16 protein-coding genes are annotated in these 19,924 nt (G+C 70.3%); 7 read left to right on the forward strand and 9 right to left on the reverse strand.

What is annotated here, in order from left to right:
• The first annotated feature begins 45 nt into the window (after positions 1-45).
• On the forward strand, positions 46-2,211 hold the full coding sequence (locus ACIRR9_RS19930) for an ATP-binding protein (RefSeq protein WP_403753369.1): 2,166 nt from the start codon (positions 46-48) through the stop codon (positions 2,209-2,211).
• A gap of 27 nt (positions 2,212-2,238) precedes the next feature.
• Here ACIRR9_RS19930 and rpsD read toward each other — a convergent pair whose 3' ends face one another.
• The 3 genes from rpsD to ACIRR9_RS19945 all read right to left on the reverse strand — a co-directional run bounded on the left by rpsD (position 2,239) and on the right by ACIRR9_RS19945 (position 5,219).
• A complete protein-coding gene (rpsD, locus tag ACIRR9_RS19935) occupies positions 2,239-2,853 on the reverse strand; it encodes a 30S ribosomal protein S4 (protein ID WP_365345638.1) in 615 nt (204 codons plus the stop codon).
• A gap of 310 nt (positions 2,854-3,163) precedes the next feature.
• Positions 3,164-4,519, reverse strand: a complete 1,356-nt coding sequence (locus ACIRR9_RS19940; RefSeq protein WP_403753372.1) for a replication-associated recombination protein A — start codon at positions 4,517-4,519, stop codon at positions 3,164-3,166.
• 43 nt (positions 4,520-4,562) lie between these two features.
• On the reverse strand, positions 4,563-5,219 hold the full coding sequence (locus tag ACIRR9_RS19945) for a vitamin K epoxide reductase family protein (RefSeq protein ID WP_384573848.1): 657 nt from the start codon (positions 5,217-5,219) through the stop codon (positions 4,563-4,565).
• Between the two features lie 146 nt (positions 5,220-5,365).
• Here ACIRR9_RS19945 and ACIRR9_RS19950 point away from each other — a divergent pair, with 146 nt between their 5' ends.
• The 4 genes from ACIRR9_RS19950 to ACIRR9_RS19965 are packed head-to-tail and all read left to right on the forward strand — an operon-like array spanning position 5,366 to position 8,890.
• Positions 5,366-6,232, forward strand: coding sequence for an ABC transporter ATP-binding protein (locus tag ACIRR9_RS19950; protein WP_403753375.1), 867 nt, complete (start codon positions 5,366-5,368; stop codon positions 6,230-6,232).
• Entirely contained in the window at positions 6,229-7,077 is an 849-nt protein-coding gene (locus tag ACIRR9_RS19955; RefSeq protein ID WP_403753378.1) for an ABC transporter permease, read from the forward strand. The genes ACIRR9_RS19950 and ACIRR9_RS19955 overlap by 4 nt, the downstream gene beginning before the upstream one ends.
• Positions 7,074-8,270 carry a sensor histidine kinase gene (locus tag ACIRR9_RS19960; protein ID WP_403753381.1) on the forward strand — a complete coding sequence of 399 codons (1,197 nt, stop codon included), beginning with the start codon at positions 7,074-7,076 and terminating at the stop codon, positions 8,268-8,270. The genes ACIRR9_RS19955 and ACIRR9_RS19960 overlap by 4 nt, the downstream gene beginning before the upstream one ends.
• Positions 8,267-8,890, forward strand: a complete 624-nt coding sequence (locus tag ACIRR9_RS19965; RefSeq protein ID WP_384573837.1) for a response regulator — start codon at positions 8,267-8,269, stop codon at positions 8,888-8,890. The genes ACIRR9_RS19960 and ACIRR9_RS19965 overlap by 4 nt, the downstream gene beginning before the upstream one ends.
• Positions 8,891-9,208: 318 nt before the next feature.
• Here the strand turns inward: ACIRR9_RS19965 and hisS are convergent, their stop codons facing one another.
• Complete coding sequence (gene hisS, locus ACIRR9_RS19970) at positions 9,209-10,471, reverse strand: histidine--tRNA ligase (protein WP_403753384.1); 1,263 nt, start codon at positions 10,469-10,471, stop codon at positions 9,209-9,211.
• A gap of 13 nt (positions 10,472-10,484) precedes the next feature.
• Complete coding sequence (locus tag ACIRR9_RS19975; protein WP_123978511.1) at positions 10,485-11,195, reverse strand: MBL fold metallo-hydrolase; 711 nt, start codon at positions 11,193-11,195, stop codon at positions 10,485-10,487.
• 178 nt (positions 11,196-11,373) lie between these two features.
• Between ACIRR9_RS19975 and ACIRR9_RS19980 the strand changes: the two genes are divergently transcribed.
• Entirely contained in the window at positions 11,374-12,207 is an 834-nt protein-coding gene (locus ACIRR9_RS19980) for a peptidylprolyl isomerase (protein ID WP_403753387.1), read from the forward strand.
• A 135-nt stretch (positions 12,208-12,342) separates the two neighbouring features.
• Positions 12,343-13,572 carry a DUF349 domain-containing protein gene (locus ACIRR9_RS19985; RefSeq protein ID WP_403753390.1) on the forward strand — a complete coding sequence of 410 codons (1,230 nt, stop codon included), beginning with the start codon at positions 12,343-12,345 and terminating at the stop codon, positions 13,570-13,572.
• Between the two features lie 110 nt (positions 13,573-13,682).
• Here ACIRR9_RS19985 and ACIRR9_RS19990 read toward each other — a convergent pair whose 3' ends face one another.
• The 4 genes from ACIRR9_RS19990 to secD all read right to left on the reverse strand — a co-directional run bounded on the left by ACIRR9_RS19990 (position 13,683) and on the right by secD (position 19,871).
• Complete coding sequence (locus ACIRR9_RS19990) at positions 13,683-16,208, reverse strand: RelA/SpoT family protein (RefSeq protein ID WP_403753393.1); 2,526 nt, start codon at positions 16,206-16,208, stop codon at positions 13,683-13,685.
• A 226-nt stretch (positions 16,209-16,434) separates the two neighbouring features.
• The gene (locus ACIRR9_RS19995; protein ID WP_403753396.1) at positions 16,435-16,974 is read right to left on the reverse strand and encodes an adenine phosphoribosyltransferase; all 540 of its coding nucleotides are present in this window, start codon (positions 16,972-16,974) and stop codon (positions 16,435-16,437) included.
• Positions 16,971-18,077 carry a protein translocase subunit SecF gene (secF, locus tag ACIRR9_RS20000; RefSeq protein WP_403753399.1) on the reverse strand — a complete coding sequence of 369 codons (1,107 nt, stop codon included), beginning with the start codon at positions 18,075-18,077 and terminating at the stop codon, positions 16,971-16,973. Before secF ends, ACIRR9_RS19995 begins: the two co-directional genes overlap by 4 nt.
• Positions 18,078-18,080: 3 nt before the next feature.
• Positions 18,081-19,871, reverse strand: coding sequence for a protein translocase subunit SecD (gene secD / locus ACIRR9_RS20005; protein WP_403753402.1), 1,791 nt, complete (start codon positions 19,869-19,871; stop codon positions 18,081-18,083).
• Between the last annotated feature and the right edge of the window lie 53 nt (positions 19,872-19,924).

Raw genomic sequence — 19,924 nt, forward strand, 5'->3', positions numbered from 1 at the left:
AAGCGATTGTACGGACCGAACACGGTTAAGTACGCTCCGTGTCCCATGCGAGGTCCTCAGCGCCCCGGCTCGTCGGCGGACGGCAATCTGCCCCTGGAACTGACTGCCTTCGTGGGCCGGTCGGCCGAACTCGGCGGGCTGGCCCGGGCCCTGGAGTCCGGCCGGCTGGTCACGGTGACCGGGGTCGGCGGGGTCGGCAAGTCGCGGCTCGCGGCCCGGGCGGCGGCCGGCGCGGCACCCCGGGACGGGGTGTGGCGGGTCGAGCTGGCGTCGGTGCAGGACCCGGAGTTCGTGGCGTACGCGGTCGTGGAGGCGCTGGGCCTGACCGACCACACCACCAGGCTGCCGGAGGAGACCCTGCTGGGGCATCTCGCCGGCCGCCGGATCCTGCTGGTCCTCGACGGGTTCGAGCATCTGGTCGACGCGTGCGCGGAGCTGGTGGCCGAGCTGCTGCGGCAGCTGCCGGACCTGATCGTGCTGGCGGTGGGGCGGCGGCCGCTGGGGGTGGCGGGTGAGGTGCTGTTCCCGCTGGCACCGCTGGGCGAGGACGATGCGGTGGCGCTGTTCGCCGAGCGAGCCGGGCGGCAGGGGCTGGAGGTGCGGGACTGCGGGGACGTACGGGAGGTGTGCCGGCGGCTGGACGGGATCCCGCTGGCGATCGAGCTGGCGGCGGGGCGGCTGCGGGCGCTGTCGCCGGGGCAGCTGCTGGCGCGGCTGGACGACCGGTTCCGGCTGCTGACCGGCGGCGGGCGCGACGGGCTCCCCCGGCACCGGACCCTGCGTACGACGATCGGCTGGAGCCATGAACTGTGCACCCCCGCCGAGCGGTTGCTGTGGGCGCGGCTCTCGGTGTTCGCGCAGACCTTCGACCTGGAGGCGGCCGAGTACGTGTGCAGCGGGGACGGGCTGTCGTCCGAGGAGGTCCTGGACGTGCTGACGGAGCTGCTCGCGCAGTCGGTGGTCGCCCGCGAGGAGACCCCGACGGGGGTGCGTTACCGGATGCTCGACACCGTGCGCGCCTACGGCGCCGGCTGGCTGGCGGCGGCAGGGGACGCGGGGCGGCTGCGGCGCCGGCACCGGGACTGGTTCATGGGGCTGGCGACCTGGTGCGAGCTGGACTGGTTCTCACCGCGGCAGGGCGAGGTGGCCGCGCGGGTCGAGGCGGAGCTGCCGAACCTGCGGGCCGCCCTGGACCACTGTCTGACCGAGCCGGACGAGGCGCATCTGGGCCAGTACCTGGCCGGCTCGCTGTGGTTCTACTGGGCGGGCTGCGGCCGTCTCTCGGAGGGGCGGCGCTGGCTGGAGCGGAGTCTGGAGCTGGACTCGGAGTACCCGCGGTCCCGGCTGAAGGCGCTGTGGGTGCTGGGTTACGTGGCGATCCTCCAGGGCGACGCGGTGCCCGCGCTGGCCGCGCTCCAGGAGTGCCGCGAGGAGGCCGAGCTGGTCGCCGACCCGACGGCGGTGGCGTACGCGGAGCACCGCACCGGCTGTCTGGCCCTGGTCACGGACGACATGGCGCGCGCGGAGACGCTGCTGCGCTCGGCCCTCGACCGGTACCGGGAGATCGGCGAGCTCAACAGCAATGTCCTGATGGCCCAGGTCGAACTGGCGATGACCAGGGCGTTCCTCGGCGATCCGGCGGACGCGGTACGGCTGTGCGAGGACGTGCGCCGGGTGTGCGAGGACCACGGCGAGCACTGGGCCCGGTCGTACGCGCTGTACGTGCTGGCGTACGCGGCCTGGCAGGACGGCGACCACGGGGCCGCCCGCGAACTGCTCACCGACTGCCTGGGCCATGCCCACGGCTTCCGTGACCTGCTCGGCTCGGTTCTGTCGATCGAGCTGCTCGCCCTGGTGACGGTGGCGCAGGGCGATCCGGCGGAGGCGGCGGTGCTGCAGGGCGCGGCCGGGCGGCTGTGGCCGTCGGTGGGCCTGCCGCTGTTCGGCTCGGCGTACTACAACGCGCCGCACGAGCTGTGCGAGGCGACGGCCCGGCGGGCGCTGGGCGACGAGCGGTACGCGGAGTGCGTACGGCGGGGGGCCGGGCTGGACCGGGAGGCGGCGGTGACCCGGGCGCTGGGGTACCTGGGGGTACGACCGCTGGACGTCCTGCCGACGCCGCGCGGGCCGGTTCGGCAGCGGCGGGACGGCGGTGACATGCGGAAGCCCGCCGCCTCGCCCACCCGGAAGGGCGGGGAGACGACGGGCTGACGCTGAGCTGCTACACCCGGCCGGTGATCAGCGGGCGTAGTACTCGACGACGAGCTGCTCGTCGCAGATGACCGGAACTTCCTTGCGGTTCGGCTCGCGGTCCAGGCGGAAGGCCAGGGCGCGGAGGTTCACCTGCAGGTAGCGGGGGGTCTCGCCGTCGGGGGCGAAGCCACCCTCACGGGCGATCTGGAAGAGCGTCTTGTCCTTGGAGCGGTCGCGGACCTGCACGACGTCGTCCGGGCGGACACGGAAGGACGGCTTGTCGACCTTCTGGCCGTTGACCTGGATGTGGCCGTGGACGACCATCTGGCGGGCCTGGTAGATCGTGCGGGCGATGCCCGAACGCAGGATCAGCGCGTCGAGACGGCGCTCCAGCTCGATGATCAGGGCCTCACCGGTCTTGCCCTGGACCTTGGAGGCACGCTCGTAGGCGCGGACGAGCTGACGCTCGGACACGTCGTACTGCGCACGCAGACGCTGCTTCTCCAGCAGACGGACCTTGTAGTCCGAGTTCTGCTTGCGGCCGCGGCCGTGCTCACCCGGCGGGTAGGGGCGGGCCTCGAAGTACTTGACGGCCTTCGGGGTCAGCGCGATGCCGAGGGCACGCGACTTCTTGACCTTGGGGCGGGACTGGTTCGCCACTGTCTCTTTCTTCCTTCTGATATTCGGCTTGTCAGGGTTGAGGGAGGTCGCAATCCGCAGCCGGGGAAACCCGCCGGAACCCGTTGCCGGGCCTGGTGGGCAGCCGCTCCCCTGGTCTGGGCACATACGTGCAGCACGCGAGTGGCCCACCGGCCGGTCCCGTCGTCTGTGTGCCGACGGATGGTGGTGGGCTGCCCGCGACACCGTTCGACGGTGCGCGACGCTCCTGGATCCCCCTTACGGGGGTTCCGGCCGACTGTCCCGCTCTGACAGCGCGGGACTCGGCGCTTCGGGGGATTCTACAGGCTGCTCAGGACCGCCTGCGACCGAGGTGCTTCCTGGTCCACTCGACGGCGTCGGCGTAGCGCGCCTCGGCGCCGTGCCGGGTCGGGGTGTAGTACTCGCGGTCCCTGACGGTGTCCGGGGCGTACTGCTGCTCGGCGATGCCCTCGGGCAGGTCGTGCGGATACACATAGCCCTGGGCGTGCCCCAGTTTGGCGGCGCCCTTGTAGTGCCCGTCGCGCAGATGCGGGGGCACCTGGCCGGCCAGTCCCTTGCGTACGTCCTCCAGGGCGGCGCCGATCGCCATGGTCGCGGAGTTGGACTTGGGGGCCAGGGCGAGGGCGATGGTGGCGTGGCTGAGGGTGAGGGCGGCCTCGGGGAAGCCGATCATGGCGACGGCCTGGGCGGCAGCCACGGCTGTGGGGAGGGCGTTCGGGTCGGCGAGCCCGATGTCCTCGCTCGCCGAGATCATCAGCCGGCGGGCGATGAATCGGGGGTCCTCGCCGGCCTCGATCATCCGGGCCAGGTAGTGCAGGGCCGCGTCGACGTCGGAGCCGCGGATGGACTTGATGAGGGCGCTGGCGACGTCGTAGTGCTGGTCGCCGTCACGGTCGTACTTCACCGCGGCCCGGTCGACGACCTCCTCCAGGGTCTGCAGGCCGATCTCCGTCTCACCCTTGTCGAGGGCGGCCCCGGCGGCCGCCTCCAGGGCGGTCAGGGCGCGCCGGGCGTCGCCGCCCGCGATGCGCAGGAGGTGTTCCTCGGCGTCCTCGGGGAGGGTGACGGCGCTCCTGAGACCGCGCTCGTCGGTCAGGGCCCGTCTGAGGAGGCCCCGGACGTCGTCGTCGGTGAGCGGTTCGAGGGTGAGGAGCAGGGAGCGGGACAGGAGCGGGGAGATCACCGAGAAGTAGGGGTTCTCGGTGGTCGCGGCGATGAGGGTGACCCAGCGGTTCTCGACGGCGGGGAGCAGGGAGTCCTGCTGGGCCTTGCTGAAGCGGTGGATCTCGTCGAGGAAGAGGACGGTCTCCTTGCCGTATCCCCCGGTGGCGCGGCGGGCGCCGTCGATCACCGCGCGGACCTCCTTGACGCCGGCGGTGATCGCGGAGAGCTCCACGAACCGCTTGTCGGTCGCCTTGGAGACGACGTACGCCAGGGTGGTCTTGCCGGTGCCGGGCGGTCCCCAGAGGATCACCGACGACGGTCCGGCGGGACCGCCGTTGCCCTCGCCGACCAGTCTGCGCAGCGGGGATCCCGGCTTCAGCAGATGCTGCTGGCCCACCACCTCGTCGAGGGCGCGCGGGCGCATCCGCACCGCCAGGGGGCTGCCGGTCGGGTCCTTCTCCTGGCGCTCTTCGGCGGCTGCGGTGAACAGGTCGGGTTCCACGCTGAAACCCTAAATCACCGCACTGACAACGCGGCGCGCGCTGTCAGCTGGTCCAGAAGTCCCACCAGCGGGTCAGGATCAGCATGCCGATGATGCCGATGTGCACGACGGGCAGGACCCAGGTGAACTCGCCGAAGAAGGACTTCAGCCAGTTCGGGGCCGGCAGGAAGCTCTTGCGGATGTTGAACGAGGTCACGTACCAGAACATGGTGATCGTGGCGACCCAGGCCAGCGAGCACCACAGGCACAGCGCGTTGATCCGGTACAGGGACTGGAACTGCAGCCAGGTGCAGAAGCCGACACCGAAGAGGGTGCCGAAGTTGAAGGTGAGCCAGTACCAGCGCGGGAAGCGGGCGCGGGTCAGCAGGCTCATGCCGACGCAGATGACGATGCCGTAGCAGACCAGGCCGAGCATCGGGTTCGGGAAGCCGAAGGCGGCGGCCTGCTTGGACTCCATGACGCTGCCGCAGGAGACGACCGGGTTGAGGCTGCACCCGGGGGTGAACGTCTTGCCCTCGACCTTGGCTTCCAACAGCTTGAACTTGTCGACCGTGATGACCCACGCGGCGAGCAGTCCGGCGGCGCCGGTGATGATCAGCAGCAGCGCGAAGGCGCGGCTGCCGCCCTCCGTGCGCGGCGCGGCGGAGTCGTGCTCGGGCTCGGGATCCGTGGAGACGTCCTTGACTGTCGTCTTGCTCATCACGCCGATTCCGTCTGTTTGAGAGTTGGAACTTCTTCGGGCAGGGGCCATTGTGCCGCACGAGGCGCCCTGTCCACCGTTCGGTGGACATAAGGAAGTACGCACGGTCGTCCCGGAACACTCGGTTCCGGCCCAAGCTCAAGGGCATGACAGCACACGCGAACGAATTCGCGGTGGACGTCCGGGGGCTGCGCAAGCGGTACGGCGACGTGACCGCGGTGGACGGCATCGATCTGGGCATCCGGCGCGGCGAGGTGTTCGGCCTGCTCGGACCCAACGGGGCGGGCAAGAGCACGACGGTGGAGATCCTCCAGGGCAACCGGAACCGCGACGCGGGCGAGGTCTCGGTGCTGGGCACCGACCCGGCGAAGGGCACGCGCGCGTGGCGGTCCCGGGTGGGCATCGTCTGGCAGGACGAATCGGCACCCGCCGAGTTGACGGTCCGCGAGACGGTACGGCACTTCGCGCACTACTACCCGAAACCGCGCGACCCGGAGCAGGTGATCGGTCTGGTCGGCCTGGAGGCCAAGGCGGGCAGCCAGATCAAGGCCCTGTCGGGCGGTCAGCGCCGCCGCCTGGACGTGGCGCTCGGCGTGATCGGCGATCCGGAGCTGTTGTTGCTGGACGAGCCGACGACCGGCTTCGACCCCGCTGCCAGGCACCAGTTCTGGGACCTGATCCGCCTTCTCGCCGATGAGGGCACGACGATCCTCCTGACCACCCACTACCTGGAGGAGGCGGAGGCCCTCGCGAACCGGCTGGCGATCATCGCCCGCGGCCGGGTCGTCGCCGAGGGCGAGCCGCAGACGCTCCGGGACCGCTTCGGCACCGGTGCCACGGTCGAGTGGACGGAACCGGACGGCACCACGCGCACGGAGCACACGCAAACCCCGACGAAGGCGGTCGCCGGCCTCATGCGCCGCTTCGACGGCGAGATCCCGGGGCTGCGGGTGAGCCGCCCCACCCTGGAGGACGTCTACCTCCGCCTGACCGGACAGGGGGCCGCACGATGACCACGACGACCGCCGCACCCGTGCGCACCCGCGGTGGCGCCGAGCGCCTGCCGAGCGCCTGGACGATCGGACTGCGCCGGGGCGCCCTGGAGATCAGGCAGTTCTTCCGTCAGCGCGAACAGGTCGTCTTCACCTTCTCCTTCCCCGTCGTCTTCCTCTTCCTCTTCGCGTCGATCTTCCACGACGACGTCAAGGGCAGCGGGGTCACCGCATCCCAGCTGTACGTGCCCGCGATGATGGCCTCGGGGATCATGTCGACGAGCTTCCAGTCGCTCGGCATCTCCATCGCGATCGAACGGGACGAGAAGGTCCTGCGCCGGCTGCGCGGCACACCGATGCCACCGGCCGCGTACTTCCTGGGCAAGATCTGGCTGGTTCTCTGCACGGGGATCCTGGAGACGGCGATCCTCCTCGCCGTCGGCACCACGTTCTACGACGTCCCGCTGCCCACCTCCGCGACCCGCTGGCTGGACTTCGCGTGGATCTTCGTGCTCGGGCTGACGGCGTGCGCACTGCTCGGCATCGCGATCAGCTCGGTGCCGAAGTCGGCGAAGAGCGCCAGCTCGGTGGTCGTACTCCCCTTCCTGGTCCTGCAGTTCATCTCCGGGGTGTACATCTCGATCAACACGATCCCCGGCTGGATGCTGGACATCGGCGCCCTGTTCCCGCTGAAGTGGCTGTGCCAGGGGCTGCGCGGGGTGTTCCTGCCCGACTCGGCGAAGGTCCTGGAGCAGGCGGGTGCCTGGGAGTTCGGGCGGATCGCCCTGGTGCTGGCCGCCTGGTGCGCCGGAGGATTGGTGCTGTGTCTGCTGACCTTCCGCTGGAAGAACCGACGCGACGGATGACCCGGTGGCACACGGCCCGCGACGAGCACGCCTGGGACCGCACCATCCGGATCTGGGACGTGTACTTCGCGGTCGCGTGGACGGCCACCCTGGCCTTCGTGCTCGGCGCGGAGCACCCGGGGTGGCCGGTCCGGCTCGTCGTCGTCCTGCTGCTCGTCCCGCTGGTGCCCTGGTACGCGGCGGTCGGCCGCGCGCTGATCCAGCTGGACGAGCCGGACGAGTCGCGGGCGGTGCGCTATCTGGCCGGGGCGATGGTGCTGTTCCTGCCGTCGGCGGTGCTGGTCGGTGAGACGCGGCTGATGTCGTTCGCGCTGATCCCCCAGTGCTTCATGACCCTGCGGATGCGCCGGGCGTTGATCGCGGTCACGGTGATCAACCTGGCTCCGGTGGCGGGCTGGGCGCTGCTGTGGCGGCCGCGGCTCCCGGACCTGTTCGCCAACTCCCTGTTCGCCGTGGTGACTCTGGTCTTCTCCGTCGTGATCGGCAGCTGGATCATCCGGATCATCGAGCAGAGCTCGGAACGGGCCGAACTGATCGCGGAGCTGGACGCGAGCCGGCACAAGATCTCCCGGCTCTCGGCGGCGCACGGCGCGCTCGCGGAGCGGGAGCGGATGGCCCGCGAGATCCACGACACCCTCGCCCAGGGGTTCACCAGCCTGCTGATGCTGGTGCAGGCGGTGGAGGCGGAGCTGGAGCACGACCTTCCACAGGCCCGCCGCCATCTCGCCCTGATGGACCGGACGGCCCGGCAGAACCTCGCCGAGGCCCGCGCGCTCGTCGCCGGGGGCGCGCCGGCGGACCTGGACGGCGCGTCGCTGCCGGACGCGTTGCGCCGCCTGGTGGACCGGCACGGGGCGGCGACCGTGGAGGTGACCGGGCCGGTACGGCCGCTCCCCGCCGGCGCCGAAGTGGTCGCCCTCCGCTCCTGTCAGGAGGGGTTGACCAACGCGCGCAGGCACGCGGGGAGTTCGGTGCCGGTGGACATCCGGCTGCGCTACACGGACGATTCCCTCACCGTGACCGTCCACGACGACGGCTGCGGATTCGATCCGGACGCGGTGGGATCCGGCTACGGTCTGGCCGGGTTGCGGGCACGGGTCGCGGAGGCGGGCGGTACGGCGACGGTACGCAGCGCGCCCGGCGCCGGTACGACGGTGACGGTACGGCTGCCCCTGGAAGGAGATCCGCTGTGATCCGGATCGTGCTCGCCGACGACCACCCCGTCGTACGGGAGGGGCTGCGCGCGATGCTGAGCGCCGAGCCGGACCTGGAGGTGGTCGCCGACGCGTCCAACGGGCCGCAGGCGGAGGCTCTGGCGGCCGAACTCGGCCCCGACATCGTGCTGATGGACCTGCGCATGCCGGGCGGCGGAGGCGTCGACTCGATCGTGCGGATGAGCGAGGCCGGACTGCGGTGCCGGGTGGTCGTGTTGACCACGTACGAGAACGACCGGGACATCCTGCGGGCGGTGGAGGCGGGCGCGGCCGGCTATCTGCTCAAGGACCTGCCCCGGGGTGAACTGGCGGACGCGGTACGGGCCGCCGCGCGGGGCGAGACGGTACTGGCGCCGTCGGTCGCGGCGAGGCTGGTCGACCAGCTGCGGATCCGTCCCGAACGCCCACGCCTCTCCGACCGCGAGGTGGCGGTACTGCGCCTGGTCGCGGACGGCTGCACGAACGCGGAGATCGGCCGCCGTCTGTTCATCGGCGAGTCGACGGTGAAGACACACCTGCTGCGGGCGTTCGCGAAACTGGGGGTGGACGACCGAACGGCTGCCGTCACGTCGGCGATGAGACAGGGCTTGCTGGACTGACCTCTCACCCACCCACCACCCGACTCGGCCAGCCAAAAACCAAGCCCAAAGCCCCCACACCCCGCTCCCTGAGCGACCGAGCCGGGTACGGCCGGCCAAAAACCAAGCCCAAAGCCCCCACACCCCGCTTCCTGAGCGGCCGAGTCGGGTTCGGTCAGTCGAAAAGGAAGGCCAAAGCCCCCTCGGCTCGCTTCTTGAGCGGCCGAGTCGGGTGGTGGGTGGGCGGTGGGGCTGGGGTGAAGGGGCCGAGCCCCTGGGGATGGGACGGGTAGGGGCGGCGGGGGCGAGGAACTGCCCGGCGCCGCCCCGGACGGCGTCTCAGCCCAGCCTCGACTCCAGCTCGGCCACGATCTCGTTCACGCCGACCGCCGTCTGCTCCCCGGACTCCATGTCCTTCAGCTGGACGACGCCCTCGGCGAGGTCGCGCTCGCCGGCGACGATCGTGTAGCGGGCGCCGCTGCGGTTGGCGTTCTTCATCGCGCCCTTGAGGCCCTTGCCCCCGTAGGAGAAGTCCGCCGCGATGCCGGCCTTGCGGAGGTCCGTGACCTTGGCGAAGAGCACGCGACGCGCCTCCTCGCCGAGCGGTACCGCGAAGACGCTGGTGGCGGAGGGGATGTCGAGCTCGACTCCCTCGGCCTCCAGGGCGAGGACCGTGCGGTCGACGCCGAGGGCCCAGCCGACGGAGGGCAGCGCGGGGCCGCCGATCATCTCCGACAGACCGTCGTAGCGGCCGCCGCCGCCCACCGCGGACTGGGAGCCCAGACCGTCGTGGACGAACTCGAAGGTCGTACGCGTGTAGTAGTCAAGGCCGCGGACCAGCTTCGGGTCGTCCTCGAAGGAGACGCCCGCCGCCGTGATCAGTTCGCGGACCTCCTCGTGGTACGTCTTGCACGCGTCGCAGAGGTAGTCACGGAGCAGGGGCGCGTCGCCCAGCTGCTTCTGCACCGACTCGCGCTTGTCGTCCAGGACGCGCAGCGGGTTGATCTCCGCCCGGCGCAGGGTGTCCTCGTCCAGGTCCAGGCCGCGCAGGAAGTCCTGGAGGGCCGCGCGGTAGACCGGGCGGCACTCCTTGTCGCCCAGGCTGTTCAGCAGGATCCGGAAGTTGCTGAGGCCCAGCGAGCGGTACGCCTGGTCGGCCAGGATGATCAGCTCGGCGTCCAGGGCCGGGTCCTCGGCGCCGATCGCTTCCGCGCCCACCTGGGAGAAGTGGCGGTAGCGGCCCGCCTGCGGCTGCTCGTAGCGGTAGTACGAGCCCGAGTACCAGAGCTTGACCGGGAGGTTGCCCTGCCGGTGCAGGTTGGCTTCGAGGGCCGCGCGCAGGACGGAAGCCGTTCCCTCGGGGCGCAGGGCGAGCTTGTCGCCGCCCTTGGTCTCGAAGGCGTACATCTCCTTGGTCACGATGTCCGTCGACTCACCGACGCCTCGTGCGAACAGCTCGACGTTCTCGAAGCCGGGGGTCTCGATGTAGCCGTAGCCGGAGTTGCGCAGCGGGGTCGCGATCGCCTCGCGCACCGCGAGGAACTTCGCGGAACGGGGCGGGATCAGGTCGTACGTGCCCTTGGGTGCCTGAAAGGTGCTCACGGAAGGTCTCTCGTCACATTCCTCGTCGGGGAGCCTGGGGCGCTCCCTGGCCGTCGGCGGCCACCTGCCGCAGATACGGGTTGGTGGCGCGCTCCTGGCCGATGGTCGTCTGGGGGCCGTGGCCGGACAGCACCACGGTGGAGTCGTCGAGCGGCAGGCACACGCGGGCCAGCGAGGCGAGCATGTCGTCCATGGAGCCGCCCGGCAGGTCCGTGCGTCCGATGGAGCCGGCGAAGAGCAGATCACCCGAGAAGAAGACCGAGGGGATCTCGGCCGTCTCCGGCATCTGGAACGTCACCGACCCCTTGGTATGGCCCGGCGCGTGCGCGACGGAGAGCCCGAGTCCGGCCAGTTCCAGCTGCGCGCCGTCGGCCAGTTCGAACACGTCGTCCGGCTCCCCCACCGTCAGCTCGCCCATCAGCGGCATGCCGATGGACCGGCCGAGCGCCTTCTCGGGGTCGCTCATCATGTACCGGTCCTCGGGGTGGATCCAGGCCGGTACGCCGTGCGCTCCGCACACGGGGACGACCGAGGCCACATGGTCGATGTGGCCGTGGGTGAGGACGACGGCGACGGGCTTGAGCCGATGCTTCTTCAGTGCTTCCTCGACGCCTTCGGCGGCCTGGTGGCCGGGGTCGATGATCACGCACTCCTCACCGGCGGCGGGGGCGACGAGATAACAGTTCGTCCCCCAGGCCCCGGCGGGGAACCCGGCAATGAGCACGATCGTCCTTCGTTGTGTCGATACGGGTGGCTACAACCTGTGGTCCAGAGCCTACCGGCGCTGCCGTTTCCTCAGCGAACCCATATACGGTACGGGGCTACACGCAGCGATCGGCTCACAAGACGCACAGGACGCACGCGTACCGGTCGGCACACGACACGCATGAGGAGAGAACCCGGTGGTCAGCCAGGAGCAGCGGCGGCGTCAGCTCGCCCGGGAGAAGTTCTTGCGGCAGCAGCAGCGGCGCACCAGCGCACGGCGCAAGTCACGCATGCGCAACTCCGTGATCGCGTCCGTGCTCGGCGTGATCGTGATCGGCAGTGTCGCGCTGTACACGACCGGCGTACTGAAGAACGACGACAAGGCGAACGCCAGCTCGCAGACGACTCCCAGCGCCTCGCCCAGCGCCTCGCCCAGCGCCAGCAAGGCGCCGGACCCGTGCGAGAAGGCCGCGGCCGGCTCGGTGAAGAAGCTGAGCTGGAAGAAGGAGCCGGCGATGTCGATCGACACGTCGGCGAACTACACGATGAAGCTGGCGACGACCTGCGGTGACATCGGCATCGCACTGAAGACGGCGGCGGCCCCGCACACCGTGAACTCGTTCGACTTCCTGGCCGCGCAGGGCTTCTTCGACCACACCAAGTGCCACCGGCTCACCACCAACGGCATCTACGTGCTGCAGTGCGGCGACCCGACGGGTACCGGCAGCGGCGGTCCGGGGTACACGATCCCCGACGAGAACCTGAAGGACAAAAGCCTGAAGGGCGGTGTCTACCCGGCGGGTACGGTCGCGATGGCCAACACCGGCCAGAAGCACACCGGCGGCAGCCAGTTCTTCCTGGTCTACCAGGACAGCCAGTTGCCGGCCAGCTACACCCCGTTCGGCACGATCGACGCGGCCGGAATGAAGGTTCTGAAGAAAATCGCCGCCGCGGGAGAGAACACCGGAGCGGGTGACGGAGCACCGAACGCGACGGTCGTGATCAACAAGGCCACGGTCGCGAAATCCTGACCACCAGCTGCGAAATTTCGGTCGCGCGGGATGCGGACAGGCAACCCGCCGGTCGCCTATGTTGGCCGTGACGAAACTGTGGACGATGCCCGGGGGCACAGAGGCCCCTCGCAGGCATCATGTGGAGGAGGCGCTGTGAGCAGCGACCCGTGGGGCCGCGTCGACGAGACGGGGACCGTGTACGTGCGTACGGCCGACGGCGAGCAGGTCGTCGGTTCCTGGCAGGCCGGCTCCCCCGAGGAGGCGTTGGCCTACTTCGAGCGCAAGTACGAGGGCCTGGTTGTCGAGATCGGCCTCCTCGAAAAGCGAGTACAGACCACCGACCTGTCCGCGAAGGACGCCCAGGTCGCCATCGACCACCTGCGCGAGCAGGTGGGGGCGCACCACGCGGTCGGTGATCTGGAGGCGCTGCGGACGCGGCTCAACGAGCTGGTCAAGACCGTGGAGTCGCGCCGCGAGGAGCGTCGGGCGCAGCGCGCCAAGCAGTCCGACGACGCTCGCAAGGCCAAGGAGGACCTGGTCGTCGAGGCCGAGCAGCTGGCCCAGTCCGACCAGTGGCGGGCGGCCGGTGAGCGGCTGCGGTCCCTGGTGGACACCTGGAAGGGCCTGCCGCGTCTCGACCGCAAGTCGGACGACGAGCTGTGGCACCGCTTCTCGCACGCCCGGTCGGCGTTCTCCAAGCGCCGCAAGGCGCACTTCGCGCAGCTCGACTCGCAGCGCGAGGACGCCCGCAAGGTCAAGGAGAAGCTGGTCGCCGAGGCCGAGGCGCTGTCCGACTCGGCGGACTGGGGTCCGACGGCCGCGCGCTACCGCGAGCTGATGGCCGAGTGGAAGGCCGCCGGCCGCGCTCAGCGCGAGCACGAGGACGACCTGTGGAACCGCTTCCGCGGCGCCCAGGACGTGTTCTTCGCGGCCCGTGGCTCGGCGTTCGCCGAGCGGGACGCGGAGCAGACGGAGAACCTGAAGCTGAAGGAGGAGCTGGCCGCCGAGGCCGAGAAGCTCCTGCCGATCACCGACCTGAAGTCCGCGCGGTCCGCCTTCCGCTCGATCAACGAGCGCTGGGAGGCCATCGGCCATGTGCCGCGTGACGCGCGTCCGAAGGTCGAGGGCCGGATGCACACGGTCGACCGGGCCATCCAGGAGGCCGAGGAGGCCGAGTGGCGCCGGACCAACCCGGAGGCACGCGCGCGTGCCGCGGGTCTGACCGGCCAGCTGCAGGCCGCCGTGGACAAGCTGCGGGCGCAGATCGAGCAGGCCCGTGCCCAGGGCAACACGTCCAAGGCGGAGAAGCTGGAGCGCGAGCTGGAGGGCCGCCAGGCGCTCCTGGACCAGGCTCTGAAGGGCCTGCAGGAGTTCGGCGGCTAGGTCCGGGCGTCAGCGGCCAGGAACACCGGGAGGGGCCCCGTACGACGCGTACGGGGCCCCTCTCGTCGTCTGTCCGGCGTGCTGGGCGGCCTACGACCGGTTGCGGGCCCCTACGACCGGTTGCGCGCCGAAGTGACCCGGTAGACGTCGTACACGCCCTCCACGCCCCGTACGGCCTTCAGGACGTGGCCCAGGTGCTTGGGGTCGCCCATCTCGAAGGTGAAGCGGGAGGTGGCCACCCGGTCGCGGGAGGTCTGGACGGCCGCGGAGAGGATGTTGACGTGCTGGTCGGACAGGACCCGGGTGACGTCCGACAGGAGCCGGGAGCGGTCCAGGGCCTCGACCTGGATGGCGACCAGGAAGACCGAGGACTGGGTGGGCGCCCACTCCACGTCGAGGATGCGCTCGGGCTCGCGGGACAGTGACTCCACGTTGACGCAGTCGCTGCGGTGAACCGATACACCGCTACCGCGCGTGACGAAGCCGATGATCGGGTCGCCGGGCACGGGGGTGCAGCAGCGGGCCAGCTTGACCCAGACGTCGTCGACGCCCTTCACCACCACACCGGGGTCCTGGTTGCTGCGCCGCTTGCGGCCGCGGGTGCGGGACGGCGGGACCGCCTCGTCGATCTCCTCGGTGGCCGCCTCCTCGCCGCCGAGCGCCTGCACCAGCTTCTGCACGACGTTCTGCGCGGCCACATGGCCCTCGCCGATCGCCGCGTACAGCGAGGAGATGTCCGGGTAGCGCATCTCGTGCGCGAGCGTGACCAGCGAGTCACCGGTGAGGATGCGCTGGATCGGCAGGTTCTGCTTGCGCATCGCGCGGACGATGGCGTCCTTGCCCTGCTCGATCGCCTCGTCCCGGCGTTCCTTGGAGAACCAGCCCCGGATCTTGTTGCGGGCACGCGGCGACTTGACGAAGCCGAGCCAGTCACGGGACGGACCGGCGCCGGTCGCCTTGGAGGTGAAGACCTCCACCAGGTCGCCGTTGTCCAGGGTCGATTCGAGCGGTACGAGTCTGCCGTTGACCCTCGCGCCTATCGTGCGGTGGCCCACCTCGGTGTGCACCGCGTACGCGAAGTCCACCGGGGTGGCCCCGGCCGGCAGCGCTATGACGTCGCCCTTGGGCGTGAAGACGAAGACCTCGTTGCGGGACAGGTCGAAGCGCAGGGACTCCAGGAACTCGCTGGGGTCCTCGGTCTCCTTCTGCCAGTCGAGGAGCTGACGCAGCCACGCCATGTCGTTGAGGTGGTCGTCCTTGCCCTTGTCGGCCTTCGGCACGTCGGTACGCACCTTGGAGGCGCCGGCGACGGCCTCCTGCTTGTACTTCCAGTGCGCGGCGATGCCGTACTCGGCGCGGCGGTGCATGTCGAACGTGCGGATCTGGAGTTCGACCGGCTTGCCGTTGGGGCCGATGACCGTCGTGTGCAGCGACTGGTACATGTTGAACTTGGGCATCGCGATGTAGTCCTTGAAGCGCCCCGGAACCGGGTTCCAGCGCGCGTGGACGGTGCCCAGGGCCGCGTAGCAGTCGCGGACGGTGTCCACCAGGACGCGGATGCCCACCAGGTCGTAGATCTCCGCGAAGTCCCGGCCGCGGACGATCATCTTCTGGTAGACGCTGTAGTAGTGCTTCGGCCGGCCGGTGACGGTCGCCTTGATGCGGGCGGCGCGCAGGTCGGCCTGGACCTCGTCGGTCACTATCGCCAGGTACTCGTCGCGCTTGGGCGCCCGCTCGGCGACCAGGCGGACGATTTCGTCGTACATCTTGGGGTAGAGGATCGCGAACGCGAGGTCCTCCAGCTCCCACTTGATGGTGTTCATGCCCAGGCGGTGGGCGAGCGGCGCGTAGATCTCCAGGGTCTCGCGCGCCTTCTTCTCCTGCTTCTCGCGCTTGAGGTAGCGCATGGTGCGCATGTTGTGCAGGCGGTCGGCGAGCTTGATGACCAGGACGCGCGGGTCCTTGGCCATGGCGACGACCATCTTGCGCACGGTCTCGGCCTGTGCGGCCTCGCCGAACTTGACCTTGTCCAGCTTGGTGACGCCGTCGACGAGCAGCGCGACGACGTCTCCGAAGTCGCGGCGCAGGTCCTCCAGGCCGTACTCGGTGTCCTCGACGGTGTCGTGCAGCAGGCCCGCCATCAGGGTCGCCGGGTCCATGCCGAGCTCGGCGAGGATGGTGGTGACCGCGAGCGGGTGGGTGATGTACGGGTCGCCGCTCTTGCGCTTCTGGCCGCGGTGCCAGCGCTCGGCGACCTGGTAGGCGCGCTCGATCTGGCGCAGCGTGGCGTTCTCGATCTTGGGGTCGTTGCTGCGGACTATGCGCAGCAACGGTTCCAGCACCGGGTTGTACGGGTTGGCGCGCTGCACGCCGAGCCGGGCGAGGCGGGCGCGGACGCGGTTGGAGGAGCCGGAGCGTGCGGGCTGGCCGGTGTTGGGGCGGGCCGCGGGACGCTCGGGAGGGGCCGGTTTGGGGCGCGAGGTCTCGGCCGACTTCTCGGCGGGCGCGGACTGGGCGTGCTCGACCGGCCCACGGGCGTCGTTCTTCGCGGTCGTCGCGTGCGGCGCGGGCTTGGCCGCGGGCGCCGAGGCGGGCTCGGGCTTGGCGGCTGTCAGTGGCTGGGCCTCGTCTGGCAAGAGGGCTCCTCGTGCGCGATCCGGGTCCCCCGGTCAGGCTCCGGAGACCCCATGGTAGCGATCCTGGGCCATGTCATCGCCTGGAGGCCGAACCGTGGACCGTATACGGGAGGAACACGCGAGGCTGCCGAGGGATTCCTCAGCGATGTCCGGTGGGTTGCCGGAGGCCCGCCGGACATGCGAACGCCCGCCTCGGTGGGCGGGCGTTCTGCCGGTCGTACGACGCTCAGACCTGGAGCAGTGCCTCCAGCGGCGCCCCGTTCAGCGCGGGCTCCAGGCGGCCGCGGCCGCCCAGGAAGCCCAGCTCCATGAGGACCGCGACGCCCGCGACCTCGGCGCCGGCGCGGTGGATCAGCTGGATCGAGGCCTCGGCGGTGCCGCCGGTGGCGAGCACGTCGTCGACGATCAGGATCCGGTCGTCCTTGCCGAGGTCCTCGGCGTGCACCTCGATCTCGGCCGAGCCGTACTCCAGCTCGTAGGCCTGGCGCAGGGTGGCTCCGGGGAGCTTGCCCGCCTTGCGGACCGGGATGAAGCCGAGGCCCGCGCGCACGGCGACCGGAGCACCCAGGATGAAGCCCCGGGCCTCCAGGCCGACGACCTTGGTGGCGCCGGTCTCGGCGGCGATCCGGGCGAGCGCGTCGGTGAGCGCGGTGAACGCTGCCGGGTCCGCCAGCAGCGGGGTGATGTCCTTGAACATCACCCCCTGCTCCGGGTAGTCCTCGACGTCCCGGATGCGGCTGAGCAGCAGTTCCCTGATGTCGGTCACCGGCGCTTCCCCGACGGTCGGCCGCGGCCGCCCCGGTTGCGGGACGCGGGCTGGTTGCGCGGGCCGACGACGGCCGGGGCGGCGTCGTCGTCGCGGTCGTCATCGCCCCGGGCCTCGGCCATCTCCTCCTCGGCGAAGGCCTGGGCCCGCTTGGCGAGAACACGCTTCTTCAGCGCCTTCATCTGCGGCTCGGCCTCCTTGAGGTCGGCGACGAGCGGCGTGGCGATGAAGATGGACGAGTAGGCACCGGCGGCGAGACCGACGAACAGCGACAGCGAGATGTCGTTGAGCGTGCCGGCGCCGAGGAAGCCACCGCCGATGAACAGCAGGCCGGCGACCGGCAGCAGCGCGACGATCGTGGTGTTGATCGAACGGACCAGGGTGCCGTTGATCGACTGGTTGGCGATGTCGCTGTAGGTGAACCGGGTCTGCTTGGTGATGTCCTTGGTCTGCTCCTTGAGGCTGTCGAAGACGACGACCGTGTCGTAGAGCGAGTAACCGAGGATCGTCAGCAGACCGATGACCGTACCGGGCGTGACCTCGAAGCCGACCAGGGCGTAGATACCGGTCGTGATGGTGATGTCGTGGATCAGCGCGACCAGGGCCGCGACCGCCATCCGCCACTCGAAGGCGATCGCCAGGTAGATCACCACGAGGACCATGAAGATGCCGAGGCCTTCCCAGGCCTTGTTGGCGATCTCGTCACCCCAGCTGGGTCCGACGAGGTCGGCGGCGATGGACTCCGGGTCCACCTTCATGTCCTTGGCCAGCGCGATCTTGGTCGCGTCCGACTTGGTGGTGTCCATGCCGGCGATCTGGATGCGCAGACCGCCCGTGCCGAGCTTCTGGACGACCGCGTCGTGGCCCGAGGCTTCCTTCGCGTAGGTCTCCGCCTGGGCCACCGAGACACTGGTCTGCGCGGTGGTGAAGACCGCGCCGCCCTGGAAGTCGATGCCCATGTTCAGGCCGCGCACCGCCAGGCCGACGATGGCCGTGATGGTGATCAGGATGGAGACGCCGTACCAGATCTTGCGCTTGCCGACGAAGTCGTAGCTGATCTCGCCTCGGTGGAGTCGGGCGCCGAGGTTGCCGAGTTTCGACATCGCTCACGCTTCCTTCGGGTCGACAGGGCCGGCGACGGGACCGGCGGGACGGCGGGTGCGGCGCAGCGGGGGCTTGGCGCCCAGGCCCTTCGGGTCGAGCCCGGACCACTTGTGGCCGTTCGCGAAGAACTTACGACGGGCGAGGACCGTCATCAGCGGCTTGGTGAAGAAGAAGACGACGACGACGTCGAGCACGGTGGTCAGGCCGAGGGTGAACGCGAAGCCCTGGACCTTGCCGACGGTCACGATGAACAGCACGGCGGCGGCCAGGAACGACACGAAGTCGGAGACCAGGATGGTGCGCCGGGCGCGCGGCCAGGCCCGCTCGACGGCGGGGCGCAGCGTGCGGCCCTCGCGGATCTCGTCCCGGATGCGTTCGAAGAACACGATGAACGAGTCCGCCGTGATACCGATCGCGACGATGGCACCGCAGACGGCCGGCAGGTTCAGCGCGAAGTGGATCGCGGGGCCGAGCAGCGCCATGATCACGTAGGTGAGGACCGCGGACACCAGCAGCGAGGGGATCGCGACGACCGACAGACCGCGGTAGAAGACCAGCAGGTAGATGACGACCAGAGCGAGGCCGATCGCGCCCGCGATCAGACCGGCGTGCAGCTGCTCACCGCCGAGCGCGGCGGTCACGGTGGTGACGCTCTGCTCACGGAAGGACAGCGGGAGCGCACCGTACGACAGCACGTTGGCGAGGCTCTGGGCCTCGGTCTGGGTGAAGCTGCCGGAGATCTCCGCCTGGCCGCCCACGATGGACTGGGCCACGGTCGGGCTGGAGACGACCTCGCCGTCGAGGACGATGCCGAACTCGTTCTGCGGCGGCTGGGAGTTCTTGGCGAGCTCACCGGTGACGTCCGCGAACTTCTTGGCGCCGGTGCCGGTGAAGGTCATCTGGACCTGCCAGCCGGCGGCGGTCTGCGTGTCGAAGACGGCCTGGGCCTTCTTGACCTCGGTGCCGTCGACACGGGCCGGGCCGAGCACGTACTTGTACCAGACGCCGGAGATCTTGCCGCAGGCCACCGTGGCGTCGGTGGGCTTGGCGCTCTTGCCGGCGGTGGCGCGCTGCGCCTTGTCGTTGCAGTCCAGCGCGGTGTACTCGGCCTCCAGCTTCGAGGCCGCGGCGGAGGCGCTCGCGGAAGCCGAGGAGCCGGCGGAGGGGCTGGCCGAGGCGGACGGGCTCGCCGAGGAGGACGGCGTGGAGCCGGCCTTCAGGGCGTCGGTGACGGCGCGGCCCTGCGAGGTGGCCGAGGACGACGGCGAGGCGGAGGACGACCCGGTCGCCTTCTGGGACGCCGACGCGCTGCTCGACGGGGTCGCGCTCGGGGAGGCGCTGGAGCTGCCGCTGGAGGACGCGCTCGGGGAGGCGGACGACGCGGCGCCGGCGCTGGCCTCACTGGCCAGGACCGGGCGGAAGTACAGCTTCGCGGTGGTGCCGACCTGCTGGCGGGCCTCCTCGGAGTTGGCGCCCTTGGGGATGTTGACGATGATGTTGCTCGTCCCCTGGGTCTGCACCTCCGCCTCGGAGACACCAAGACCGTTGACGCGGTTGTTCATGATGTCGACCGCGGTCTTCATGTTGGCCTTGTTGATCGCGGACCCTTGGTCGGCCTTCGCCTGCAGCGTGATGCTCGTGCCGCCGGCAAGGTCGATGCCGAGACGCGGAGTGGTGTGCCCCGAGGCGAACATCCCTCCGGTGAGCGCCACGATGGCGATCAGGATGAGGGCCAGCGAGCGCCCTGGCTTGCTCTGGGCGCTCGCGCTCCGGCCCCTCTTAGGTGCTGCCACCTTCTCGTACTCCCTCTCGGGCCGCCGTGCGCCTGGTCGGCGCGGTCGGCCAT

The organism is Streptomyces sp. NPDC101234 (assembly GCF_044767525.1).
Taxonomy (GTDB): domain Bacteria; phylum Actinomycetota; class Actinomycetes; order Streptomycetales; family Streptomycetaceae; genus Streptomyces; species Streptomyces sasae.